This is a genomic window from Mesorhizobium sp. B263B2A, assembly GCF_020165775.1.
In the GTDB taxonomy this organism is placed as follows: domain Bacteria; phylum Pseudomonadota; class Alphaproteobacteria; order Rhizobiales; family Rhizobiaceae; genus Mesorhizobium; species Mesorhizobium opportunistum.
Genome location: NZ_JAIUIU010000012.1, coordinates 72,009 through 96,564, shown reverse-complemented (window position 1 = coordinate 96,564; position 24,556 = coordinate 72,009). Strand labels below are relative to the sequence as shown.

General features: G+C 63.9%; 23 protein-coding genes. 8 read left to right on the top strand and 15 right to left on the bottom strand.

Features of this window, described 5'->3' with window-relative positions; all coding sequences use genetic code 11:
- Positions 1–19: 19 nt before the first annotated feature.
- From LB568_RS19490 to LB568_RS19480, 3 genes are all read right to left on the bottom strand, one after another.
- On the bottom strand, positions 20–1,024 hold the full coding sequence (locus LB568_RS19490) for a substrate-binding domain-containing protein (RefSeq protein WP_013894705.1): 1,005 nt from the start codon (positions 1,022–1,024) through the stop codon (positions 20–22).
- 101 nt (positions 1,025–1,125) lie between these two features.
- Positions 1,126–2,031 (bottom strand): sugar phosphate isomerase/epimerase family protein, encoded by a 906-nt coding sequence (locus LB568_RS19485; RefSeq protein WP_224731026.1) that lies wholly within the window; start codon positions 2,029–2,031, stop codon positions 1,126–1,128.
- Positions 2,031–3,062, bottom strand: a complete 1,032-nt coding sequence (locus tag LB568_RS19480) for a Gfo/Idh/MocA family protein (protein ID WP_224731025.1) — start codon at positions 3,060–3,062, stop codon at positions 2,031–2,033. The genes LB568_RS19485 and LB568_RS19480 overlap by 1 nt, the downstream gene beginning before the upstream one ends.
- 294 nt (positions 3,063–3,356) lie before the next feature.
- Here LB568_RS19480 and LB568_RS19475 point away from each other — a divergent pair, with 294 nt between their 5' ends.
- Positions 3,357–4,382, top strand: a complete 1,026-nt coding sequence (locus LB568_RS19475) for a LacI family DNA-binding transcriptional regulator (protein ID WP_224731024.1) — start codon at positions 3,357–3,359, stop codon at positions 4,380–4,382.
- 18 nt (positions 4,383–4,400) lie between these two features.
- Here the strand turns inward: LB568_RS19475 and LB568_RS19470 are convergent, their stop codons facing one another.
- From LB568_RS19470 to LB568_RS19460, 3 genes are all read right to left on the bottom strand, one after another.
- Positions 4,401–4,715 (bottom strand): hypothetical protein, encoded by a 315-nt coding sequence (locus LB568_RS19470; protein ID WP_224731023.1) that lies wholly within the window; start codon positions 4,713–4,715, stop codon positions 4,401–4,403.
- 116 nt (positions 4,716–4,831) lie between these two features.
- The gene (locus tag LB568_RS19465; RefSeq protein WP_224731022.1) at positions 4,832–6,385 is read right to left on the bottom strand and encodes a trimethylamine methyltransferase family protein; all 1,554 of its coding nucleotides are present in this window, start codon (positions 6,383–6,385) and stop codon (positions 4,832–4,834) included.
- 12 nt (positions 6,386–6,397) lie between these two features.
- Positions 6,398–8,809, bottom strand: a complete 2,412-nt coding sequence (locus LB568_RS19460) for a GcvT family protein (protein ID WP_224731021.1) — start codon at positions 8,807–8,809, stop codon at positions 6,398–6,400.
- A 300-nt stretch (positions 8,810–9,109) separates the two neighbouring features.
- Here LB568_RS19460 and LB568_RS19455 point away from each other — a divergent pair, with 300 nt between their 5' ends.
- On the top strand, positions 9,110–10,585 hold the full coding sequence (locus LB568_RS19455; RefSeq protein ID WP_224731020.1) for an esterase-like activity of phytase family protein: 1,476 nt from the start codon (positions 9,110–9,112) through the stop codon (positions 10,583–10,585).
- 88 nt (positions 10,586–10,673) lie between these two features.
- Here LB568_RS19455 and LB568_RS19450 read toward each other — a convergent pair whose 3' ends face one another.
- Positions 10,674–11,465, bottom strand: coding sequence for a L,D-transpeptidase (locus tag LB568_RS19450; protein WP_224731019.1), 792 nt, complete (start codon positions 11,463–11,465; stop codon positions 10,674–10,676).
- A 204-nt stretch (positions 11,466–11,669) separates the two neighbouring features.
- Here LB568_RS19450 and LB568_RS19445 point away from each other — a divergent pair, with 204 nt between their 5' ends.
- Positions 11,670–13,142, top strand: a complete 1,473-nt coding sequence (locus LB568_RS19445) for an MATE family efflux transporter (protein ID WP_013894696.1) — start codon at positions 11,670–11,672, stop codon at positions 13,140–13,142.
- Positions 13,143–13,155: 13 nt separating this feature from the next.
- On the opposite strand, the gene LB568_RS19440 is transcribed toward LB568_RS19445, so the two are convergent.
- Both LB568_RS19440 and LB568_RS19435 read right to left on the bottom strand, forming a co-directional pair.
- The gene (locus tag LB568_RS19440; protein WP_224731018.1) at positions 13,156–14,364 is read right to left on the bottom strand and encodes an MFS transporter; all 1,209 of its coding nucleotides are present in this window, start codon (positions 14,362–14,364) and stop codon (positions 13,156–13,158) included.
- A gap of 331 nt (positions 14,365–14,695) precedes the next feature.
- Entirely contained in the window at positions 14,696–15,100 is a 405-nt protein-coding gene (locus tag LB568_RS19435) for an SH3 domain-containing protein (protein ID WP_013894694.1), read from the bottom strand.
- Positions 15,101–15,339: 239 nt separating this feature from the next.
- On the opposite strand from LB568_RS19435, the gene LB568_RS19430 reads away from it, so the two are divergent.
- Positions 15,340–15,915 (top strand): TMEM175 family protein, encoded by a 576-nt coding sequence (locus tag LB568_RS19430; protein WP_013894693.1) that lies wholly within the window; start codon positions 15,340–15,342, stop codon positions 15,913–15,915.
- Positions 15,916–16,100: 185 nt separating this feature from the next.
- Here LB568_RS19430 and LB568_RS19425 read toward each other — a convergent pair whose 3' ends face one another.
- Entirely contained in the window at positions 16,101–16,382 is a 282-nt protein-coding gene (locus LB568_RS19425; RefSeq protein WP_013894692.1) for a hypothetical protein, read from the bottom strand.
- 204 nt (positions 16,383–16,586) lie between these two features.
- Here LB568_RS19425 and LB568_RS19420 point away from each other — a divergent pair, with 204 nt between their 5' ends.
- Entirely contained in the window at positions 16,587–17,453 is an 867-nt protein-coding gene (locus LB568_RS19420; RefSeq protein ID WP_224731017.1) for an SDR family NAD(P)-dependent oxidoreductase, read from the top strand.
- A 4-nt stretch (positions 17,454–17,457) separates the two neighbouring features.
- On the opposite strand, the gene LB568_RS19415 is transcribed toward LB568_RS19420, so the two are convergent.
- The 3 genes from LB568_RS19415 to LB568_RS19405 all read right to left on the bottom strand — a co-directional run bounded on the left by LB568_RS19415 (position 17,458) and on the right by LB568_RS19405 (position 19,466).
- Entirely contained in the window at positions 17,458–17,883 is a 426-nt protein-coding gene (locus LB568_RS19415) for a low affinity iron permease family protein (RefSeq protein ID WP_224731016.1), read from the bottom strand.
- A gap of 352 nt (positions 17,884–18,235) precedes the next feature.
- Entirely contained in the window at positions 18,236–18,877 is a 642-nt protein-coding gene (locus tag LB568_RS19410) for a DapH/DapD/GlmU-related protein (protein ID WP_013894689.1), read from the bottom strand.
- Between the two features lie 73 nt (positions 18,878–18,950).
- Positions 18,951–19,466, bottom strand: coding sequence for a CreA family protein (locus LB568_RS19405; protein WP_140576454.1), 516 nt, complete (start codon positions 19,464–19,466; stop codon positions 18,951–18,953).
- A gap of 209 nt (positions 19,467–19,675) precedes the next feature.
- On the opposite strand from LB568_RS19405, the gene LB568_RS19400 reads away from it, so the two are divergent.
- The 3 genes from LB568_RS19400 to LB568_RS19390 all read left to right on the top strand — a co-directional run bounded on the left by LB568_RS19400 (position 19,676) and on the right by LB568_RS19390 (position 23,173).
- Positions 19,676–20,254, top strand: a complete 579-nt coding sequence (locus LB568_RS19400) for an SCO family protein (RefSeq protein WP_013894687.1) — start codon at positions 19,676–19,678, stop codon at positions 20,252–20,254.
- Between the two features lie 67 nt (positions 20,255–20,321).
- On the top strand, positions 20,322–21,194 hold the full coding sequence (locus LB568_RS19395) for a 50S ribosomal protein L11 methyltransferase (RefSeq protein ID WP_224731015.1): 873 nt from the start codon (positions 20,322–20,324) through the stop codon (positions 21,192–21,194).
- A 134-nt stretch (positions 21,195–21,328) separates the two neighbouring features.
- Positions 21,329–23,173, top strand: a complete 1,845-nt coding sequence (locus tag LB568_RS19390) for an aminopeptidase P family protein (RefSeq protein WP_224731014.1) — start codon at positions 21,329–21,331, stop codon at positions 23,171–23,173.
- Between the two features lie 91 nt (positions 23,174–23,264).
- Here the strand turns inward: LB568_RS19390 and LB568_RS19385 are convergent, their stop codons facing one another.
- Together LB568_RS19385 and LB568_RS19380 are read right to left on the bottom strand one after the other, a co-directional pair.
- Positions 23,265–23,561 (bottom strand): AzlD family protein, encoded by a 297-nt coding sequence (locus LB568_RS19385; protein ID WP_140495242.1) that lies wholly within the window; start codon positions 23,559–23,561, stop codon positions 23,265–23,267.
- Positions 23,558–24,286, bottom strand: a complete 729-nt coding sequence (locus LB568_RS19380; protein WP_224731013.1) for an AzlC family ABC transporter permease — start codon at positions 24,284–24,286, stop codon at positions 23,558–23,560. Before LB568_RS19380 ends, LB568_RS19385 begins: the two co-directional genes overlap by 4 nt.
- Positions 24,287–24,556 lie beyond the last annotated feature (270 nt).

Sequence of the window (24,556 nt, the reverse complement as noted above, 5' to 3'; positions counted from 1 at the left end):
GGCCGGCAGCCTTGGGAGGTCAGCGCAGCGCCTGCTTGGCGAGCTCTGAGACGATCTCGTAGTTCTGCGGCGTGACGAAGCCGGCGCCGGTGTCGACATTCATCGGCGCCAGACCCAGCACCACTTGCTGGCAGAGGCTGAGGATCGGCAGATAGCCCTGCATGAACGGCTGCTGGTCGGCCGTCAGTTGCACCCAGCCGCCCTTGAAGGCCTCGACGATCTGCGGGCTGGTGTCGAAGCCGAAATTGAAGATGTCGCCGGGCTTCCTGCCCGCCGACTGCATATAGGTCGGCACGTTGCCGAGCATCTGTCCGCCGGGATAGCCGACCGCCTTGACGCCGGGATTGTTGAGGAGTGCCGCGGTGATCACCGGGATCGCCAGATTCGGATCGGCTGCCCACTCGGTCGCGGAGTTGATTTGAACGACATCGATGCCGGCCTCTTTCAGGGCGGCGACTGTCCCACGCTCGCGTGCGCCGCGACTCTCATTCTCGAACGGGCCGATCATGATCGCCTTGTCGCCGGCTTTCAGCCCGGCCAGCTTGAACGCCTCGGCGCCGAGCGCGCGTCCCTGCTGTTCCTGCTGGGCGCCGACATAGCCACCGCCGAACGCCGCCGTCACCGTCGGCACCGGTACGTTCTGGTACATCATCTTGATGCCGTCCTTGTGCGCCTGTTCGGCCAGCGGCATGATCGCCGCGTCACCGGGATGGCCCATCATGGCGATGCCACCGGGCTTGACCGCGACCGCCTCGCGCAATTGCTGCACCATCTTTTCGACGTCCCAGCCCGAGAAGATGTAATCGACCTTCGGCCCGAGATCGGCCGCCGCCTGCTTGGCGCCATTGTAGACGATGGTGCCGAAAGCGTCGCCCTCGGCGCCGCCGACGAAAAAGCGGATGTGGACGTCCTTGCACCATTGCGCGTCGAGCGCGTGGGCCGGCAGTGTCGAGATGGCGGCGGCGAGCGCCGTGGCGGCTGCCGCGACGGTCAGGCGAAGTGTCGTTCTTTTGGCGATGCTCATGCAAGTTCCTCCCTTTTTGTCCTCGCAAGCGCGAGGGTTTTCGACATTTGCTTCGGCAATGCGCCGCACTTGGCTGGCCGGCTCCTCCCGCCGGCTTTTCCTTACATCGGGTTCGGCAGGTAGCTGGCCCCTCCCCGGCATTGCTTGAGATACTCCAGCGCCCGCGCCTGACCGGTGATCTCGAGATCGCCGCGATAGACCGGGTCGTGCCAGCCCTCGATGTCGATGGCGCCCTTGTAACCGGCGAGCCGCAATTCGCTGATCACGCGCGTCCAGTCGCTGTCGCCGAAGCCTGGCGTGCGCATCTGCACGAAGGGCAGCCGGCCGAACACGCCGTGCTCGCGGATGACGTCCCAGCGCACCGTCGCGTCCTTGCCGTGGACATGGAAGATGCGCGACGCCCATTTGCGGATCTGCGGCATCGGATCGATCAGGTACACAAGCTGGTGGCAGGGCTCCCATTCCAGCCCGAGATTGTCGTCGGGCAATTCGTTGAACATCAGTTCCCAGGCGTCCGGATTGTGGGCGATGTTCCAATCGCCGCTGGCCCAGTTGCCGTCCATGGCGCAATTCTCGAAGGCGATGCGCACGCCCTTGTCTGCAGCGCGTTTTGCAAGCGGCCCCCACACCTCCCGAAAGCGCGGCAGGCTGTCGGTCAGCTTCTTGCCCCGAATGCGTCCGGTGAAGCCGCTGACCGTCGAAGCGCCGAACAGATGCGCGTTGTCGATCACCGTTTCCCACGCCTCGAGCACGCCGCGATCGACCTCGCCGCTCTCCAGCGGATTGCCGAACACGCCGAGCGTGGACACGCTGACATCGGCGTCGCCGATCGCCTCGCGGATCTGCCCGGCCAGCCGCGGCAAATCCTTGCCGCCAAGCGTCTGCCAGAAGAAGGGCTGGATGCTCTCGAAGCCGAGCGGCAGGATCTGCCTGATATAGGCAGCCGGATCGTCGAGATTGGCCCGCACCATGGTGCCGATCCGGATGTCGAGAAGCGGGTTGGGCATCACTGTGCTTCCTCTGCGATGGCGACGCGCCGACCAGTCTCGGCGCTTTCGATGGCGCCGAAAACCATGGCCAGGCTCTTGATGTTGTCGGCACCATGCGTCTCCGGCTCGGTGCCGGTCTCGATGGCGTGCATGAAATCCCTGATGATGCCGAGATGGCCGCCGATGCGGTCGGCGGGATCGAGCGGCGGCACCTCGACCGGCTCGGTCTTGTCCAGCAGCCCATCACGGCCCGGCACCACCATTTCAGCCTTCAGCACATCGTGGCCATCCCAGATGAGGCTGCCGCGTTCGGCGACGATGCGCCAGCTGCCCTCCCAGCTGGTGCGGAAACCGGCGGCGCACCAGGAGCCGGCATAGGTGAAGATCTTGCCGCCGCCGAGGTCGAAGACGGCGCTGGCCGACGAGCCCTGCCGGTACCAGGAATTGGCCGGCTCCCATTCCTGGCAATGGACGCCGGCCGGCTCGCCGGCGACCATGTAGCGGGCCGCGTCGAATGTGTGGATCGCCATGTCGAGCAGCAGCACATGGGCCATCTCCTCGCGAAAGCCGCCGAAATGCGGCCCGATGAAGAAGTCGGCATGGATGCTGGTCGGATTGCCGATGGCGCCCGACTCGAGAAACCGCCGGATGCGCCTGACATTGGCGACGTAACGGCGGTTCTGCACGACGGCGTGAACGCGTCCTGCCTGTTTGGCTGCCTCGATGATGGCGCGGGCGTTCTGCGGACTGTCGGCCAGCGGCTTCTCGGTCAAGAGATGGCAATTATGCGCAAAGGCGGCAAAAGCGACATCGCGCCGGGCTGCGGGGACAACGACATCGAACACCGCATCAGGCTTTGTCTGCTCGAGCACCGCGTCGAGGCTGGTGCCGATGACGGCGCTGGTGAGATCGTATTCGCCCGCCCTCGCCTTCGCCCGTTCGGCGTCGAGGTCGACAAGCCCGACAATGGCAAGCCCGTCGATCTGCCTCGCGGCATCGAGCCACTGTCTGCTCATCGCACCACAGCCGACGAGGACGGCTTTCATCATTCGGCATTCCTCCCGTCCGGCCCCTCCAGGCCGAATGTCACGGCGTCCACGGCATCACCGTAAACGTTTTTCCGTAAACGTTTACGAGAACACACCCGATAGCGTAGAATGTCAATCGGCTGCTTCTCGAAAACCATACGGAAGCCTTGGCCTGAACGGCAGCCGGTGCTAGAGCAGTTCAGCCTTTCAAGAAACGGCGAACTGCTCTAACTCTTTGTTTTGACGCAATTCCGGGCGGAAAACCGCTTCGCACTTTCCCTGGAATTGCGTCGGCCAAGGCGGGGGAATTGTCCTTTGGCATCCAGCATTCATGACCTTGCCCGTCACCTGAACATTTCGATCGGCACCGTGTCGCGGGCGCTGAACGGCCGTGCCGATGTCAATGCCGACACACGCCAGCGCGTGCTCGAAGCCGCCAAGAAGCTGAATTATTCCCCGAACCAGTCGGGCCGGAGCCTGCGGCAAGGCGCCACCCATTCGATCGCCTTCATGCTGCAGCCGCATCCGGGCGACCAGCAATATGGCGAACCCTTCTTCATCCCGTTCCTGATCGGACTGCAAGCGAAGCTCGCCGAGCATGGCCTCGATCTGATGGTCGTCATGGGTGAGCCCGGCCAATATCAGCAGGAGCGGTTGCGCCGCGTGGTTGAGACGCGCTTGGTCGATGCGGTCGTGTTGGCCAATACACGAAGGGAAGACGATCGGATTGATTATCTCAGCAAGGCAGGCTTTCCCTTCGTCACGCTTGGCCGAAGTCAGTCCGGTAGCGACACCTATCCTTCTCTCGATATCGATTTCGAGAGAGCGGGTGATGAAGCCGTCGACCGCCTGGTGGCGCGTGGACACCGGCGCATTGCCGCCATCCGCCCTTCACTTGATCTCAACTTCGGCTACCTGTTTCTCGACGGCTACCGCAAGGCGCTGAAGCGGCACGGCATCGAGGTCGACCCCGACCTGATCGCCGACGGCTTCATCAACGAGGCCGGCGGCTACCAGGTGACGCCGCAAGTCATGCGCTCCAAGGACCCACCGACGGCCATCATCTTCAACAATGACGCGATGGCGCTTGGCGGCTGCAAGGCGCTGGCCGAGATGGGAATCAAGCCGGGCCATGACATGGCCGTGATCGTCATCGTCGACACGCCGCTCTGCCGCTACTTCTCGCCGACGCTGACCGCCTTCCGTCCGGCACTGGAGGCAATGGGCCGGCGGCTGGCGGAAATGCTGCTGGCCTCGCTCCCCGCCTTCGCCGGCCCCGAAGGCCCGCGCATCATCCGTGAGGTCTGGCCGCTGGAGCTGATCGCGCGCGACAGCGATTGACGGAGACGAAGAAGGTGCTCAGTCCACCTTCTTCTCGCCCTTCTCGCCGGCCTCGACGATATCGCCCGTGGTGAACAGGATTTCCTTCAGTTCCGCCCGCCAATCCGTCTTCTGGCGCAGCAGGAATTCCAGGTCCATGCCGAAATGCTTGAACTCCTCGCCTTGCGCGTTCTTCATGATCGCCTTGGCCTGCGGATCCTTCTCCACCGACATGCGCTGCTCGTACCAGGAGATCGCTTCCGCCTCCTCGATCAGCGAGGTGATCATGCGGGCAAAGGTCCGCACCTTCTGCGACAGTTCCTCAGGCGGTTCGTGATACTGGTCGAAACCCATGGTGTCGGTCCTCCCCTCAAAATGGCTCGCCGGTGCCGATGGGCACCGGCCGCAAACCATGAATGCGCGGAAGGCACTGCAAGTTCCGGATCGCACCACAACCGGGACGATCGGCCTTATGACACGGGCGGCGCCCCGCCTTCTTCGGTGCGCCGGGCGATGAACTCGTCGAGCACGCCGACCGTGGCGGCGGCCGAAGCCGGCGGCTCGAAATCGGCAAGGATGCGCCGCCAAATGCCGGTGGCGCGTTCGCTCGCGGTCTTTGATCCGCCTTGCGTCCAATTGCCGAAATTCGACCAATCGGCCACCAGCGGTTCGTAGAAGGCGGTGCGGTAGCGCGCCATCGTGTGGCCGGCCGAGAAGAAATGGCCGCCCGGCTGCACTTCGGCGATCGCCTCGAAGCCGATGGAATCGTCGTCGCCGGGCGTCGCGGCGCAGAGTTCGGCGACCGTCTGCAACGCCTCGACATCGGTGACCAGTTTCTCCAGTGAAACGCTCAAACCGCCTTCCAGCCAGCCGGCGGCATGAATGCAAACCGTGGCGCCGGCCAGAACCGAACCCCACAATGCGAATTGCGTCTCATGCGCGGCCTGCGCATCCGAGATGTTGGCCGCGCTGCCGCCGCCGGACCGCCACGGCAGGCCAATGAATCGTGCCAGTTGGCCGGCGCCCAGCGTTGCCTTGACATGTTCGGGCGTGCCGAAGGCCGGCGCTCCGGATTTCATGTCGACATTGGAGGAGAAGGAGCCATAGACGACCGGCGCGCCGGGCCGCACGATCTGCGCCAGCGTCAGCCCGGCCAGCGCTTCGGCATGCTGCAGCGTCAACGCACCGGCAACGGTGATCGGCGCCATGGCGCCCGCCAGGCAGAACGGCGTGATGATCGAGACCTGCCCCGCTTTGGCGAAATCGATGATGCCTTGCGCCATCGGTATATCGAGCTGACGCGGCGAGTTGGTGTTGATGACGGTGTAGCACCAGGCGTTCGAGCGGAACGCCTCCTCCGAAAGGCCGCGCGCCAGCCGCAGCATCTCGAAACCGTCCTCGACCTGCGGCGTGCCGCGCGCGAACACGAAGGGAAACTTGTCGGACAGCGTCAGCTGCGCACGATTGACGGCATAGTGGCGAAACCGGTTGTCGACATCCTGCGGCTCGACGCAGGGACCGAGCATATGCAGGACATCGAAATGCTGCACCAGCTTGATGAACTCCTCGAAGGCGGCGAGCGTGCCTGGCCGCCGGCCGCGCTCGAGATCGGTGACGTTGGGCGCCCCGCTTCCGGCAAGAAACGTCATCGACCCGAGTTCGAGCGTCAGATCGCGGGAAGGATCGCCGCCACGGGCATGGATCGACCTCGGCGCCGAGGCCAGCGCCGCCGCCACCATGTCGCGGCCGATGCGCACCATGTCGGTCTCCGGGTCGACCAGGGCGCCGGCGCGGGCGAAAATCTCTCGCGCCTGCGGCAGCAGCACCTTGATGCCGAGTTCTTCCAGCACGCGCAGCGCCGTGTCGTGGATCGAGGCGACCTGGTCGTCCGAAAAGATCGGCTGCGGCAGGAACGGGTTCTTCAGTGACCGGTAATTGGGCCGGCGACTGCTTTCGCTGCCGGCCTCGCCCGTGCGTCCGCGCCTGCGCTCGCGCCTAGCCTCACGTGCCGCCTCATCGATCATCGGAAATCCTCCTCATTGCCGCATTGCCTTGCCTTCAGGGTCGTAAGGCGAGGCCGCGATGACGCGTGCCGGCCGCTCGACGCCGACAATGTGCACCGAAAGCGCTGTCCCCTCCTCGGCAGAATCGTCGTCCACCAACGCCAGCGCGACGCTCTTGCCGATCGTGTAGCCAAATCCGCCCGATGTGACGAAGCCGACGCGCCGGCCGCCACGCCAGACAGGCTCGAAGCCGCTGGCGTCGGCGTCGAGCGCATCGATCTCCAGCGTCACGATCCGTTGCGAGACGCCTGCCTTGCGCTCCCTCAGCGCCGCCTCGCGGCCGATGAAATCGCCCTTGTCGAAGGCGATGAAGCGGTCGAGCCCGGTCTGGCGAGGCGCGTAGCCCTGCGTGAATTCCCGCGACCAGACGTCGAAGCTTTTCTCCAGCCTGAGCGCATTGAGCGCGTAGTAGCCGATCTCCGCCAGGCCGAGATCTTCGCCTGCGGCAAGCAGCGTGTCGCGCAGCGTGGCATGCATGGCCACGGGGCAACTGATCTCAAAGCCGAGTTCGCCAGCGATGGAAAGCCGGGCAACCCGCGCCCGCACCATGCCGATATCGAATGCCCCGCAAGCCATGAACGGCAACGCCTTGCTGGACAGGTCCTGGTGCGTGGTGCGTTCCAGGATCTTGCGCGCGTTCGGCCCGGTCAGCAGGAAGCCGCTCATCGCGTCGGAAAGATCGGTGACCGTGACGCCGTCGGCCGCGTGGCTCTCGAACCAGCGCATGTGGAATTCCCTGAGATGGTAGGAGCCCATCAGCCAATAGTCGCCACCACCCCAGTTGAAGACGGTGAGATCGCCCTTCAGCCGCCCGCCTGGCCCCAGCATTGGCGCGAGCCGCGCCTGGCCCGCTTTCGGCAGCTTGCCGGCAAGCAGCCGGTCGAGCCATGCCTGGGCGCCTGGCCCCGACACCGCGTAGCGCGAATAGGCCGAGATATCGACGAGGCCGGCGGCACGCCGTACCTGCAGCGCTTCATCGCCGACGATGTCGAAGGCGTTGGAGCGCTTGAGCGTGGTGTTCTCGCGAAAACCCATCGGCGCGAAATAGGCTGGGATTTCCAGCCCCCAGGAAGCCGTCCATTCGCAGCCCGCGGCACTCATGCCGTCATAGGCGCCGGGGCGTTTCAAAGGCCGGCCCGCAGGCAGCCGCTCATTGGGAAAAGTCATGACGAAACGGCGCGAATAGAACTGGCGCGTCGTCTGCTTGAGATATTCGCGGTTGGCGGCGAAGGCGCCGTAGCGGGCGATGTCCATGCCGAAAATATCCGCCTGCGGCTCGCCGAAAATCATCCATTCGGCCAGCGACTTGCCGACGCCGCCGCCCTGGCTGAAGCCGGCCATGACGCCGCAGGCGACCCAATAATTCTTGAGACCGCGCACCGGTCCGACGATCGGATTGCCATCCGGCGTGAAGGTGAAGGCGCCATTGACCCATTTGCGGATGCCGGCCGTCGCCAGGCACGGAAAGCGCTCATGCGCCTTGGCGAGTTCCGGGCTGATGCGGTCGATGTCTTCCGGGATGAGCTCGATGCCGTAGTCCCACGGCGCCCCATCCATGTTCCAGTGCTTCGGGTTCTGCTCGTAGACACCGAGCAGCACGCCCTTGCGTTCCTGGCGCAGGTAGGAAAAGCCGTCGAGATCGACGGCAATGCCGATTTCCCGGTCGAGTGCCGCAATCTCGGGAATGTCCTCGGTGATGAAATAGTGATGCTCCATCGGCGTCACCGGCAGGTCGACGCCGGCCATGCGGCCGAGCTGCTTTGCCCATAGCCCGCCGGCGTTGACGACATGCTCGGCGACGATGGTGCCCTGCTCGGTGATGACATCCCAGCTTCCGTCGGCGCGCGGCTTCAACTCGATGACCCGGTTGCGCAGGATGATTTCGGCGCCGCGCTTCTTCGCCGCGCCAGCATAGGCATGGGTGGTGCCGTAGGGGTCGAGATGGCCTTCGTTGGAATCGTGCAGTCCGCCGAGCACGCCGGTAACATCGACGATCGGGCAGAGTTCTCTGATCTCTTGCGGACTCACCAGCCGGGCGGTCTCGATGCCGACCGATTGGAACACCGCCCAGGCCGATTTCAGCCACTCCCAGCGCTGCGGATCGCTGGCGATATTGACGCCGCCGGTCATGTGCAGGCCGATGTTCTGGCCGGATTCGGCTTCGATCTCGCGGTAGAGGTTGATGGTGTAGTCCTGCAGCGCCGCGACATTGGGATCGGCGTTGAGCGCATGGAAGCCGGCCGCCGCATGCCAGGTCGAACCGGCGGTCAATTCGGCACGCTCGATCAGCGCCACATCCGACCAGCCGAACCGCGTCAGATGGTAGAGCACCGAGGCGCCAACAACGCCACCTCCGATGACGACTGCGCGGTAGTGCGACTTCAAGGCTTCCCTCCCCCTGTTCGAGGGCGGCATCATAGACGCACTGGACATATGTGTCTAGTGCGTGCCGTCGACTTGCCGCACTGGGCGAAACTCCGCGTAGCAAAGCGCCATCAATTCGGTCACACGAATGCGCTTCTTTGCTGGTGCACGAACACGCCGGCGGGCACGCACCGCCGCTGTCACGCAAGCATCATGTTCACGCCGTAGATCGCTTTCGGGGAGACGCGCGCGGCATCATCGAGATGACGCCTCCTCCAGATTCAGCCGTTCCGGCACGCTTCGTCACAAAGAGGATTGTTCATGAAACACCTGCACCGAACCGCGTCGCTTGGCGTCGCGCTGGCCTTGTTCACCGCCTTGACACCGGCGCTTGCCGACGGCACCGCGACCGTCGGCGGCCTCGTCAACAAGGGCCTCGTCGGCGTCGGCCGCATCCCGGCCGCCCAGCGCGACAAGTTCGGCGAAACCTTCGGTTCGGGCTCCGGCATGTCGATCGACACATCGGGCTGGACGCATGACGCTGCCGGCTACAAGGGCTCGCTCTGGCTGTTGCCCGACCGCGGCTACAATGTCGCCGGCACCACCGACTATCGCCCGCGCCTCAACACGATCGGCATCGAGTTTATCCCCGTCGCGCCGGGCGCCGCCCCAGCTACCGGCCAGGAACAGACCGGCGTCAAGGCGACGCTTGCCGACAGCATGCTGCTCACCGACGACAAGGGTGCCGACGCCACCGGCCTCGATCCGCTGTCGGACGTGCGCGCCGCCGCCGGCGACTTGCCGATGCTGCCCGCCGCCACCAACGGCAAGCTCGCCCTCGACAACGAAGCGATCGTGCGACTGCCCGACGGCTCGATGTTCATCTCCGACGAATATGGCCCCAACATCTACCGTTTCTCCGCGCAAGGCCGCCTGATGTCGGCGACCCAGCCGCCGGCTGCCCTGGTGCCGATGCGCAAGGGGACACCGAACTTCTCCTCCGACAATCCCGGCCCCGGTGCCGCCGAGCCCGATCCCAAGGATCCGGAAACCGGCCGCCAGAACAACCAGGGCCTCGAAGGCATGGCGATGACGCCGGACGGCAAGTTCCTGATCGCCGTGCTGCAGTCGGCGACCCGGCAGGATGGCGGCGATTCTCCTGCGACGCGGCAGAACACCAGAGCCTTGGTTTATGACGCGTCCGATCTCGCCCACCTGAAACTGGCGCATGAGTATGTCGTGCCGCTGCCGGTGTTCAAGGATGCCAAGGGCAAGACCAAGGTCGCCGCGCAAAGCGAGATCGTGGCGTTGTCGGACACATCCTTCCTGATGTTGGCGCGCGACAGCGGCAACGGCCAGGGCCTGAAGGGTGATACCTCGCTCTACCGCGAAATCAGCATCGTCGACGTCTCCGCCGCCACCGACATCGCCGGCGCGGATTTCGACAAGGACAAGCCGGTAGCGCCAAAGGGCGTGCTCGATCCATCGGTGACGCCGGCCAAGCTGACGCCGTTCATCGACATCAACGACAATGCTCAGCTCGGCCGCTTCGGCCTGCACAACGGCGCGCCGAACGATCACGACAACCTCTCGGAAAAATGGGAAGCAATGTCGCTGGCAAGCGTGCTCGATCCGAAGCTGCCGGACGACTATTTCCTGTTCGTCGCCAATGACAACGACTTCCTGGCCCAGGATGGTTTCCAGGTCGGCGCTCCCTACAAGACCGACGACGGCGCCGATGTCGACACCATGTTCCTGGTCTATCAGGTGACGCTGCCCGGCCTCGCCAAGAAGTAGCGACACCCATGCAGGCGGGCGCGCCTGACGCGCCCGCTTGACCTGCCACCATCGAATGATCGAGCCCTGCTACAGACCGTGAAGGCGCCTACTTCAACATCTCCGCATCCTTCGGCACGCCAGCATCGATCGGCTCGGCCGTCCTAGTCGACACGGCCATGATCTTGCCGGCGGCCGACAAATTGGGACGCACGAAGACCTGGGCAGGACCGTTGACGCGGCTGTAGAGGTCGATGATGTCCTGGTTCATGAAGCGCACGCAGCCGGACGACGCGTTCTTGCCGATGGAATCCCACTCCGGCGTGCCGTGCAGCCGGTACATCGTGTCCTTGCCGTCACGGAACAGATAGAGGGCGCGGGCGCCGAGCGGGCTCTTCGGGCCGGGCGGCATGCCGTCCTTGTATTTCGCCAGTTCCGGCCGGCGCTGGATCATTTCCGGCGGCGGCGTCCACACCGGCCACTTCTTCCTCGCCTGGACCACGGCGCTGCCGGTCCAGCCGAAACCCGCCTTGCCGAGGCTGACACCGTAGCGGACGGCCTTGCCGCCATCTTGTACCAGATAGAGGAAGTGCTCTGACGTATCGACGACGATCGTGCCGGGCTTTTCGCCGGTCGGGTCGGCCACGACCTGGCGCACGAACTTCGGGTCGAGCTTGGTGACCGGGATTGCCGGCAGTTGATAGCCCTCGTCGGTGCGCGCCGCGTACATGCTCGCGGCGTCACCGAAAGCCGCATCGGGCGGCGCGGCGGCCACCGGCGGCGGCGGCGCAACATCCGTCGTGGAGCACGCCGAAAGGGCCATCGCGGCCGCGCTCAAAGCGGACGCACTCAGAAACGCACGCCGGTTCAGGCGCTCGGAAAACAGCGGAATATCGGACATGAACCCCCCAGCTCAACCGCAAGATCCAACAGGAACGCGGCCCCATCAGGATCAGTATCCCATTCCGGAAGCTTTGAGAACATGATTAGATCAAGGCACGCCAGAAGACCCGATGCCAATCTTTTCCGGCACCGCATCGACCTGTCCCGCTGGATCGGCAATGATGGGGACCGGATCCAAATACCACTTCCCGAGTTGCCAGCCATGGACGAAAAAAAGCCCACGCGCCGGCGCACCGCCGACCTGACCAGCGGCCCGATCCCGCGCACGCTGCTGCTGTTCGCCCTGCCGGTGCTCGGCTCCAACGTTCTGCAGTCGCTCAACGGGTCGATCAACGCCGTCTGGGTCGGCCGTTTCCTGGGTGAATCGGCGCTGACCGCCACCTCCAATGCCAACCTCGTCCTCTTCCTGATCCTCGGCACCGTGTTCGGCATCGGCATGGCGGCCACCATCCTGGTAGCGCAGTCGGTCGGCGCTCGCGACCTGCCGGAGGCGCGCCGCATCGTCGGCACCAGCGCCACCTTCTTTTTCCTCGTCTCGATCATCTTCGCCGTCTGCGGCTGGATCTGGGTCGACGCCATCCTCAACACGCTCGGCACCCCGGCCGACGCCCTGCCGTTGGCGCGTTCCTACCTGCGCATCATCTTCGTCGCCGTGCCGATGATGAACCTTCTGTCCTTCGTCATGACCGTGCTGCGTGGCGCCGGTGACTCGCGCACGCCCTTCATCTTCATGGCGCTCGCGGTCGTCCTCGACATCATCCTCAACCCGCTGCTCATCCGCGGCATCGGGCCGTTTCCCGAACTCGGCATCGCCGGATCGGCCACGTCCACGCTGATCGGCCAGACCGTGAGCGTCATCGCCATCCTCGTCGTGCTCTATGTACGCAAGCATCCGTTGCGGCTGGCCGGCGCCAACCTCGCCCTGCTGCGCCCAGACCCTGCCTTGCTGCGCATCGTCGTCTTCAAGGGCGTGCCGATGGGCCTGCAGATGATCGTCATCTCGGCGGCGGCGCTGACGGTGATGGGCATCGTCAATTCCTACGGTTCGCAGGTTGCCGCCGCCTACGGCATCGCCGCGCAATTGTGGACCTATATCCAGATGCCGGCGCTCGCCATCGGTGCCGCGGTCTCCTCCATGGCGGCGCAGAATGTCGGTGCCGGCCGCTGGGACCGGATCGGCCGCGTCGCTGCCTCCGGCGTTGGCTTCAACCTTGTCCTGACCGGCGCCCTCGTCGCGCTGCTGTGGTTCTTCGACCGCTCGATCCTCAGCCTGTTCCTGAGCAGCGACAGCGCGGCGATCGACATCGCCGCCCACATCAACAGTGTCGCGTCGTGGTCGTTCGTCCTGTTCGGCATCACCATCGTGCTGTTCGCCACGGTGCGAGCCACGGGCGCGGTGATGCCGCCGCTGATCATCCTGGTGATCTCGGTGCTGGTCGTGCGCACCGGCTTCGCCTATTTCATGCGCGGTGTGCTCGGCGAGGAAGCGCTGTGGTGGAGTTTCCCGGCCGGCTCGATCACCTCGTTGGTGCTGGCCGCGGCCTACTACCGCTTCGGTGGCTGGCGCACCTTGCACATGATTGAGAACAGGCCGGCTGCCGGCGAGCCGCCGGACACCGGGCTTGGCGTGCCGCGCGGACGAGCGAACATGGCGCCGGAAACGCCGAACGGTTGAGGCCTGCCTCGTCTCAACGCCTGGTTTTCAGCCCGAAGCCCAGCGCCACCACCGCGAATAGGATAATCATGGCGGCGAATGCCAGACTTGCGGCGATCGGACTGGCATAGGTCGACACGATCCCGATTCCGATGACCGGCAAGGCGTTGCCGACGAAGCAGCAGACGAAGAAGCTGGACACAACCTCGGCGCGGCGATCATCCGGCGCGATCTCGTTCACCACCTGCAGGCCGCCGCGATAGCCAAGCGCCGCCACGACGCCGCAGCAGGCGGTGGCCGCGATCATCAGCACCATCGATGCCAGCATCTGTGCCGCCACCACCAGCAGGACGCTGGGGACCATTAGGGCAAGCGCGGCCAACATGACCTTGCTGCTCTGCACCTGCTTTAGCACCACGATGCTGACTGCGGCGACGATCGCCAGTTCGAAGAACAGCGCGCCGGCGACGGCGTGGTTGGTTTCCTGCAGCTGCTGCGCCAGAATGCTGGGAGCGAGGGCGGCATAGAAACCGACCAGCGCCATCGCGCCGAAGCCGGTCACCGCCGGCGCAACGAAGCGCGCGCGTATTTCCTGCGGGATGGAAAGTTGCGGCCGCATGGAAATCTGATTGACGCCACCGTGCTTCGCGATCGTTTCAGGGGTGCGCCAGACCAGGATCGTCACCACCACGAGTGCCACCAGAAAGACGATGAAGACCAGCCGCAACGGCCAGGGCTCATATTGTGCCAGCAGTCCCGAAACGAGCGCGCCGAATCCGAGGCCGAGGAAATTGGTGCTGGTGGCAATGACGCTGGCGCGCGACTTGTCGGCATTGGGGAGAAGCTCGGCAATCCACGCGGTCCCTGTCCCTGCGCCAATGCCTATGCCAAGCCCGCTCAGGATGCGCGCTATGTCGAGCGAGAGAACATTTTCGGCGAACAGGAAGACAAGCCCGCTGACGATGGCGACGCCCATCGCCGCCAGGGCCGCTGGCCGGCGCCCGACAACGTCCGATGCGCCGCCGAACACCAGCAAGGCGGCGAGATTGCCGACGACATAGACCGCATAGATCAGCGTCAGCGTGATCTGCGAAAAACCGAATTGCTGCTTGTAGATGATATAAAGCGGTGTCAGTGCCGTGCTGCCGGCAAACAGCACGGCAATCATGGCGGCGACAGTCGGAATGGCAAGAGCATCGCCACGAGCCGCTTCTTGCGTATGCGCCAAATCGCGAAATGTCATGGCCAACCTCCCTTCCAGCCTCGGGATCGCGATCTTAACGCGTCGTCATTCCCGACGTTCCGGCCGGCTGGCAGGCTCCTGACACCACGGTGAACTGAGAGCAATTCCAGGAAAAGTGTGAAGCGGTTTCCCAGGGAAAGCGCATTGGCGCTTCCCTTGGCAATTGCGTCAAAACAAAAACCAGAGCCTCAACGGGAAAGCCGCCGACTGAAGAAGGCTCGGATCGAGGCCGGCGGCCTCGATCCATCACGTATCAGCCGCGGCCATCCTATTTGCAGGAAAGTTGGGGCTATTTGCAGGAAAGTTGGGCCTATTTGCAGGAAAGTTGGGCCTATTTGCAGGGGAAGCCGGGCGCGATCTTGCATTTGCCGGGGCGCGGCCTGTGCGGCGGGCGATGATGCGGAGGACGGTGCGGCCGGTGGTTCCAGTGCGGCGGCCGATGCGGCGGGCGCACGATGATGACCGGCGGACGAACGACATGGGCCCGCGAGAGATAGCCGGAACTGGCCCAGCCGCTGACACCGCCGCCATGGATTCTGCACCAGCCAGGCTCGCAGCCGGTGACATTCACCCTGAAGCCGGCCGGCAGGGTTCCGACCCTTGCGTAGCTTGCCCCCGGTCCACTGCGGACGTTGAGGTTGGTGGTGGTGTGGGCGCCATAGGCGAAGGCCGCGGCGGATGTACCGAAGACCGCGGCCAGTACGGTCGCGATCGCAAGCAGAAATCGAAATCTCATCAATCCCTCCATTCGTTCCCCGTCCGGTCGACTGCGTTGGCGCGAGGCGTCACAGGGGAGAGCCAGCGGTGGGAAAAGTCAACAACGGGCCAGCGCCAATCACGGCGATCGGCGGCTCCGGTTCCACGGTTTCCACCGACATAGTTGAGGAATTTCCCAAGCGCCGTTTATCGGGCCGGCAACATAAGCTAACAATTTACTTTCTTTCGACAATTCGTTGCGGCCAAAAGGGTGGAATCATGGGCAAAGGCAGGGTCGAGGCATTCACCGACGGCGTGGTGGCCATCATCATCACCATCATGGTGCTGGAACTGAAAGTGCCGCATGGCGAGGATTTTTCCGCCCTGGCACCGTTGTGGCCGATCTTCTTCTGCTACGTACTGTCGTTCATCAACGTCGGCATCTACTGGAACAATCTGCACAACATGTTCCATACCGTGCAGCGCGTCGATGGCAGCGTGCTGTGGGCCAATCTCAACCTGCTGTTCTGGCTGTCCCTGATGCCGGCAACGACCGCCTTCATGGGCGAGAACCACTTTGCGCCGGTGCCGGTCGCCGTCTATGGCGCCGATCTCGCACTCTGCGCCATTGCCTATACGATCCTGGCCGCAGCGCTGCACCGCCTGCACGGCAACGAGACCGCCTTTGCCAAGGCGCTGGGCCACGATCGCAAGGGAAAGATCTCGCTCGCCGTCTATATCGCGGCCATCGTGCTGACCTTCGTCAGTCAGTGGATCGGCGTAGCGCTCTATGTGCTGGTCGCCTTGGTCTGGCTGGTGCCGGATACGCGTTTCGCGCGGATGATCGAAAAGTAGACCTTCCCGGAATTGCTCTTTGTCTGACGCAATTCCGGACGGAAAACCGCCTCACACTTTTCCTGGAATTGCTCTTTGTTTGACGCAATTCCGGACGGAAAACCGCTTCACACTTTTCCTGGAATTGCTCTTTGTTTGACGCAATTCCGGACGGAAAACCGCTTCACACTTTTCCTGGAATTGCTCTATCTGCGCATCGCTTTCAGCTTTTCCGCCACCGAAGCAGCCAGGTCGGCATAACGCTCCTCCAGCCGCTCCGCCGCCTTGATGATCGAGAAATCATGGCCGAACTTTTCCAACGCCATGCGCAGTTTCTCGACGAACTCGGCCTGTTTCTCCAGCGCGGAAAACAGCGTCTTCACCTGCGCTTCGCTGATATCGGGATTGGCCAGCATCTGCGGCACCTCGCGTCCCATCTGGTCGCCGGTGGCGGTCTGTTCCTTCAAAATTGCAACCCAATCCGTCAATCGAAAAATCTCCATTTGTCCCGACAAAAGTCTCCTTTTGCTCCGGCAAAAATTCCTTTTTGCCCTGGCAAAAGTCTCCTTTTGCCGAGGGCAGCATGCGCAGCCTCGACCGGCATGGTCAACCCGAACACACGCTGACGGAGGCTTGCGCAAGCCCGTAGCGGCGCTAAGTTCGGCGCCATCGAAAGAAGGAACCCATCACCGATGATCCCCGACGCCGAAATCCAGACCGCTCTGCCCGCGCTTGCGCCGGGCAACACCGCCGTCATCACCGGCGCCGCCAGCGGCATTGGTCTGGCAGCGGCAAAGCGGCTTGCGCTGATGGGCATGAAGATCGTGCTTGCCGACATTGGTGGCGCGCGTCTTGACGATGCCTCCCGGGCGGTCTCCGCCATTGCCGGCGACGACGCCGTGCTGGCCGTTGCCGCCGACGTCTCGAAGGCCGATGAGGTCGATCGTCTCGCCGACCGGGCATTCGGCGCCTTTGGCGATGTTTCGCTGCTGATGAACAACGCCGGCGTCGGCGACAATCCCGGCAAACCCTGGGAGAACCGCGAAGAGTGGAAGCGGCTCCTCGACATCAATTTCTGGGGCGTCGTGCACGGCGTCGAGGCCTTCGCACCGCGCATGCTGGCGTCTGCCAGGCCGGGGCTGATCGTCAACACCGGCTCCAAGCAAGGCATCACGACGCCGCCCGGCAACCTTGCCTACAACGTCTCCAAGGCCGGCGTGAAGACCTTCACCGAGGGCCTGGCGCACGCCTTGCGCAACGAGCCTGGCGCACGCCTGTCGGCGCATCTGCTGATCCCCGGTTTCACCTACACCGGCCTCACCGAAGGCGCGACGGAAAAGCCGGCCGGGGCCTGGACCGGCGAACAAGTCATCGATTTCATGCTGGAATCGCTGGTCAGGGGCGACTTCTACATCCTGTGCCCGGACAATGACGTGGCGCGCCCGCTGGATGAAAAGCGCATGGCTTGGGCGATCGGCGACATCATCGAAAACCGTCCTGCCCTGTCGCGTTGGCACCCCGACCACAAGGATGCTTTCGCGGCCTTCATAAAAGGCTGACCCGTCAAGCGGCCTGCTTCTTCGTCCCGCGCTTTTGCGCCACGGCCTTCTTCCCGCCCGTGGCGGCAATCTTCTGGTCATGCCGCCGTGCCGCCCGTTCGCATTTGGCGCGAATTTCCTCGACCTCGGACTCCGTCAGGTGCTCGATGCCAATGAAATGATTGTGAGCACGGCTCACCCGGATCAGTTCGTCGAGCTTGGCCTGAATTGCCGCGCCGTCACGGTTCTGGGTGTTCTGGATCAGAAACACCATCAGGAAGGTGATGATGGTCGTGCCTGTGTTGATCACCAATTGCCAGGTGTCCGAGAAACCGAAGTAGGGTCCGGTTACCGCCCAGACGACGACGATCAGGCAGCAGACGGAAAATGTTAGCGGCAGGCCGGTTACATGGGCGACCCAGTTGGCGATCTTGGTGAAATGCTTTTCCATGTGTCGGATCCCTCGATGGCTGCCGCGATGAGAAACATCCGGCGGCCGTTTCGGGTTCCAACCGGGCGACAAATGCGTCAGGCGCAATTGAATACACGCAAAGCGGGCATGTGAGGGAAAACACGCCTTATCGGGTTAAATGTCATGGTGACCGTGCAGGCAAAAGTGCCTGTTCCTTCCGCTTCACGGCGGTTTACCTCCAGCCCCTTCCGCCGCGCCACCCCCGCATGGCGGAAGGGGTTTCAGTCCGGAGAGCACGGAAAATGGCAGCTTGCTTCGCAGCGCCGCCTCAGCCTGCGGATTGCCTCGCTCAACGGAGCGCGGAACTTCGAGACAACGGCAGGATGCCGGCCTAAAAGGCCTGGTTTTCCCAGCGATCGAGGAACGCCTCGATCGGCATCGCCTGAATGTCGGGAACCGCCCGGGCGAGTTTCTCGACCGGCCAGTCCCACCAGGCAAGAGCCTCGATCCGTGCCGCGACGGCGGCGGAAAAGCGTGCCCTGAGCGGCTTCGCCGGCATGCCGGCAACGATGGTGTAGGACGGCACATCATGGGTCACCACCGCATTGGCGCCGACGACGGCGCCGTTGCCGATGGTGATGCCGGGCATGATTACCGCGCCATGGCCGATCCAGACATCATGGCCGATGGTCACGGCTTTCGACTGCCGCCGGTCGCGGAAGGCGGCGTCGACGCCCAGCCAGCGGAAATACTCGTTCGGCCGATAGCTGACCTTGTGCTGGGTCAGTCGCTCGATCGGATGCTCCAGCGCGTTGATGCGGCTGTTGGCGGCGATCGAGCAGAATTTGCCGATGGTGGTGTAGATAGCCTCCGAATGGCGCTCGAAATAGGAGAAGTCGCCGACATTGACTTCCCGCAGCACCACCCGTTCGCCGATCGCGGCATAGCGGCCGAGCTTGCACGCCTTCAATTCCGCGGTCGGATGGATGCGCGGCTCGGAGTCCTTCAGCACGAGATCTTGGGAACGGTCCATGAGGGCGGCTTTACGTCAGAGCAACCACGCCCGCAAGCCGCGAACAATTGTCCGTCAGGCCAATCGCGCGAATCTATTTCGGCTTGCCTTTGCTCCACACCACGTTCTGGCCGTAGAGCGGCACTGTCGTGACCGACATCTTGGCCGAGCCATTCTGCACCTGACGCGAATGCGAGAGATAGATCAACGTATCGTTGGCCTTGTCGTAGATGCGGTTCACCACCTGCTTCTTCCAGATCAGGCTGATGCCTTGCTTGAAAACCTCCTCGCCGCCCTCGCCCATGTCGATGTCGCCGATGGTGATCGGTCCGGTCTGGCGGCAGGAGATCGAGGAATCGGAGGGATCCTCGAACCAGTTGCCCTTGTGCAGGCGGTCGATGATGCTGCGGTCGAAATAGGAGACGTGGCAGGTCACGCCTTCCACCTTCGGATCCTTGATCGCCTCGACGATGATGTCGTTGCCGACCCAGTCGACGCCGACCTTGCCGACTTCCTCGGCGACGGCAGCGCCAGCGCCAAGCACGACGCACGCGGCCAACGCGCCGAACAGTTTTCGCCCAATCCGTCCGCGCCCAATCAGTTCGAGCAAGTGGAGCCTCCTGCGGTTCGAGTTGCCGGTCTCAGGTGGGGCGAGGGCCAATGCATTGCAAGATGCGATCAAAACGCCGGGCGCTGCCACGGCCGGTTGCGTCAACGCGGCATCTTTGCGTGTACCCGGTCGAACCGCTAAGACTGTCGGCCGAACAAGGGAGCGTGGCTTCGGCCGGCACCCGATGAAGTTACAGACGGACTATTCTGATGATGCGTTCTATCCTGGTCGGCATTCTCGTCCTCATGGCGGCCGGCATCGGCTGGCTGACTTTCGACTGGTATCGCGGCCACTATGGCGGCGAACCCTTCGGCGCCCCCTTCACCCTGGTCGACCAGAAGGGCGCGCCGATCACCGAGGCCGCGTTCCGGGGCCAGCCCAGCGTCGTCTTCTTCGGCTTCACCCATTGTCCGGAAGTCTGCCCGACCACGCTGTTCGAACTCGCCGGCTGGCTGAAGACGCTCGGCGACGACGGCAAGAACCTGCATGCCTATTTCGTCTCCGTCGATCCCGAGCGCGACACGCCGGCGGTGATGAATGCCTATGTCAGCAATTTCTCCGACCGCATCATCGGCATCTCCGGCGATCCGGACAAGGTCCACGCCATGGCCAAGTCGTTCGGCATCTACTGGAAGAAGGTCGACACCGGCGACGGCGACTACACGATGGACCACACCGCCTCGGTACTGCTGCTCAACGGCAAGGGCGATTTCGCCGGCACGATCGCCTACGGCGAAAGTGCAAGCACCGCTGTCGAAAAACTGAAGCGCCTCGCTGCCAAGGGCTAGAGCTTGATCCCGAAAAGTGGAAGCCGGTTTTTCGGACAACATCACGCTCAAAGAGAAACTTAACCTGATGACCCAGACACGGCTCCATTTCACCACTGGCAAGGTCGAGGCCGAGCGTATTTTCGCGGCCCTTGAGATGGCCTTCGAGGATGAAGGCCTGCCGATCGCGGTGCTGGAGGTCGACGAAGACAAGGACATTCACGAAGTCTCGCTCTATGCCGACGGTGACGTCGACGCGATCGAGGCGCGGATGAAGGACATTCTCGCCGGCCTCACTCTGTCGAAGCCCGTCGAGCGCGAGGCGCTGCCCGACATCGACTGGGTGGCGCGTTCACTGGAAGGGTTGAAGCCGGTGCGCGCCGGGCGTTTCTTCGTCCATGGCGCGCATGACCGCAGGAAACGCCATAGCGGCGAACTCGCCATCGAGATCGAGGCCGGCCTCGCCTTCGGCACCGGCCACCACGGCACCACCTCGGGCTGCCTCGAAATGCTGGAATGGGTGGTGCGGCGCGAACACCCGCGCAATGCGCTCGACCTCGGCACCGGCAGCGCCGTTCTGGCGATCGCCGTGGCCAAGCTGGCGCATATTCCGGTGCTCGCCACCGACATCGATCCGGTGGCGGTGAAGGTCGCCGCCGCCAATGCGCGGCTCAACCATGTCAAGGCTCTCATCGAGACGGTGACCGCGCCGGGCTTTCACCACCCGATCTTCGGCAGGCGCGCGCCCTTCGATCTCATCATCGCCAACATATTGGCGCGGCCGCTGATGCGGCTGGCACCGCAAATGGCCGGGCACATCGCGCTTGGCGGCTCGATCGTGCTGTCAGGCATTCTCGAGCGCCAGCGCGACGCGGTCATCTCGGCCTATGTCGCCCAGAACTTCCGCCACGTGCGCACGCTGCACCGCGAAGGCTGGGTGACCATCCACCTCAAGCACTGAGCGCGGAGCTCGCAGGCGCTGGACCAAGCCCACTCGGTTGTCAGCCAGGCGAGGCTGTAGCAGTTTGCGCCGCTGGAAACCGATTCCGATTTCCCAAGCCATAAGCTACGCTCGCGCGTGCAAGGAGGCCCATCATGTTCCAGACCTTCGATTCCGCGGGCGACCCGGCAGTCGGCAAGCCGCGCGTGGCGCTGCTGCGTCAATGGCTGAGCGGCAATGGCCTCGACGGCTTCATCGTTCCGCGCGCCGACGAGCACCAGGGCGAATATGTCGCCGATCGCTCGGCGCGGTTGAAATGGCTGACCGGCTTCAGCGGCTCGGCCGGTGTCGCCATCGTCCTGCGCGACCGCGCCTTCATCTTTGTCGACGGGCGCTACACGCTGCAGGTGCGCAGCGAGGTCGATCTCGACATCTTCTCGGTCGAAAGCCTGGTCGACAACCCGCCCCCGGTCTGGCTCAAGGACAATATCGGCAAGGGCGCGCGGCTGGGCTTCGATCCGTGGCTGCACACGGTCGGTGAGGTCAAGGCGCTGCAGGCCGCTGCCGACAAGATCGGCGCCGTGCTGGTGCCGCTGACCAAGAACCCGATCGACATCATCTGGAAGGATCAGCCCGCGGCACCGGTGGCACCCGTCGAGTTGCACCCGATCGGCTTTGCCGGCGAACTTGCCAAGGACAAGCTGGCGCGGCTGGCGGCGGCGATCGGCAAGGACGGCGCCACTCATGCAGTGCTGACCGACCCCTCCTCCATCGCCTGGGCCTTCAACATCCGCGGCGGTGACGTGCCGCACACGCCGCTGGCGCTTGGCTTCGCCATCCTCGCTGCCGACGGATCGCACAAGCTGTTCATGGACAAGCGCAAGTTCTCGCGCCAGGTCGCCGCCTATCTGACCCAGCTCGCCGATTTGCACGAGCCCGACGAATTCGAAGCCGCCATCGTGGCGCTTGCCAAGGGCGGCGCCAAGATCGCGCTCGACCCGGTGTTGGCGGCCGACAGGCTGCGCATGCTGGTCGAGGACAATGGCGGCACCGTGGTTGCCGCGCCCGACCCGGCCCGCATCCCGCGCGCCACCAAGAACCAGGCCGAGATCAACGGGTCGTGCGCCGCGCATCGCCGTGACGGCGCGGCGGTGGCGAAACTGCTGTGCTGGCTGGAGCGCCAGAAACCCGGCTCCCTCGACGAGATCGCGGTCGTCACCCGGCTGGAGGAAACGCGCCGGCAGACCGGCGAGGAAACCCAGATGCCGCTGCGCGACGTCTCCTTCGACACCATTTCCGGCGCCGGGCCGAACGGCGCCATCATGCATTACCGCGTGTCGCGTGCCACCAACCGCAAGCTCAAGGCCGGCGAGCTGTTCCTGCTCGATTCCGGCGCGCAATATCAGGACGGCACCACCGACATCACCCGCACCGTACCCATCGGCCAACCGACCGAGGAAATGCGCGAACGCTTCACGCTGGTGCTGAAAGGCATGATCGGCATTTCAACGCTGCGCTTCCCCGCCGGCACGCGCGGCTCGGAGATCGACGCCGTCGCCCGTATGGCGCTGTGGAAGCACGGCTGCGACTTCGCCCATGGCACCGGACATGGCGTCGGCTCATATCTCGCCGTGCACGAAGGCCCGCAGCGCATCGCCCGCACCGGCACCGAGAAACTGCTCGAAGGCATGATGCTTTCGAACGAACCCGGCTACTACAAGGAAGGCTCCTACGGCATTCGCATCGAGAATCTGATCCTGGTGACCCCAGCGGCAGAAATCGAGGGCGGCGACATCGCCATGCACGGCTTCGAGACGCTGACGCTGGCGCCGATCGACCTCAGGCTGGTGCGGTCCGACCTGCTGACCCGCGAGGAACTGCACTGGCTCGACGCCTACCATGCCCGCGTACTGGCCGAGATCGGCCCGATGCTCGACGGCGAAACGCTGGCCTGGCTGGAAAAGGCAACCGCGCCATTGCCGCACGACGCCAAGATTTGAGATGAGCTACTTTCTCCCCGTTTACGGGGAGAAATGCCCGGCAGGACAATGAAGGGCGGCGCGGACGTTCGAAACGTTCGCGCCGGCAAAATCACCCCACAAACTGCCGCGCCAAAATCAGCATCGCCGCCCCCGCCAGAAACATCGCCATCAGCCCGCCGCGCAGCGAAACCACTGCCGTGACCACCAATGCCGCCCATTCCGCCGGTCCGGCGTTCAACAGTTCCGGTGCCACCAGTGTCGTCAGCACCGCCGCCGGCACGGCGTTGAGGCCTGCCTCGACGCGTGGATGGATGTTGTCGAAGCGGGAGATGACCAGATGCCCGCCGATGCGCGTCAGATAGGTGGCGATCGCGCCGGCGATGATGATCCAGAACGTCGTGCTCATGGCCTTGTCTCCACGCCGCTATGGTGCGGCGGCAGGATGACGGCGAGCAGCACGCCGGCAATGGCGCCGATCGAGACGTGCCAGGGCGAGCCGATCGTCTTGTAGGCGATGATCGAGGCGGCGGCACTGGCGATCACCACCGGCAGCCACAGCGGCCGCTTGCGGAAGCCCATCACCAGGCCGAGAAAATAGATCGGCAGCAGGAAATCGATGCCCAGCGCATGCGTGTCGGGGATCAGCTTGCCGAACATCGCGCCAAGCGCGCTTTCGATCACCCAGAACACGTAGACGGGCAGGCCCAGTCCCAGATACCAGGCAAAACCAACCGTCTGTCCGGATTGCGCTCTCGCCTCGGCCACCGCGAATTGCGGGTCGGTGAGGATGAAATAGCCAAGCGCTTGTTGGATGATCGGCCAGTGCGCGATGCGCCGGCCGATGCCGGCGGAATAGAGCACATGGCGGAAATTGACAGCAAAGATCGACAGCACGATCAGCCACGGCGCGACGTGCTGGCCGAACAGCTGGATGCCGACCATCTGGCTGGCGCCGCCATAAACCAGTGCGCTCATCAGGAAGGCTTCGAAGACCGAGAAGCCATTGTCGACGGCAAGCGCCCCGAATAGAACAGCGAACGGCGCCGACGCCACCACGACGGGCATCGAGAGCCGCACGCCCTGCCAGAAATCGCTTCGATCGCCGCTCTGCGAAATCACGTCCGTCGCCATAAACCACTCCTGATGCATGTCACCCAAAAGTGCGCAGCGGTTTTGGGATTACGACATGCACAACAACTAATGCATGTCGCCCAAAAAGTGACCCGGTTTTGGGGGAACGACATGCACAAAAACAAAGACCTAAAGCGCGTCGCATGAATCCGCTTCAGCGCGACGCGCTTTAGGAGTGGCGGTATGTAGGTGGCATGCCCAGCCTTGTCACACGAATTCGCTTGAGCCGAACGATCAACGGAAATGATCGTGGCGGCGCTCGAGTAACGC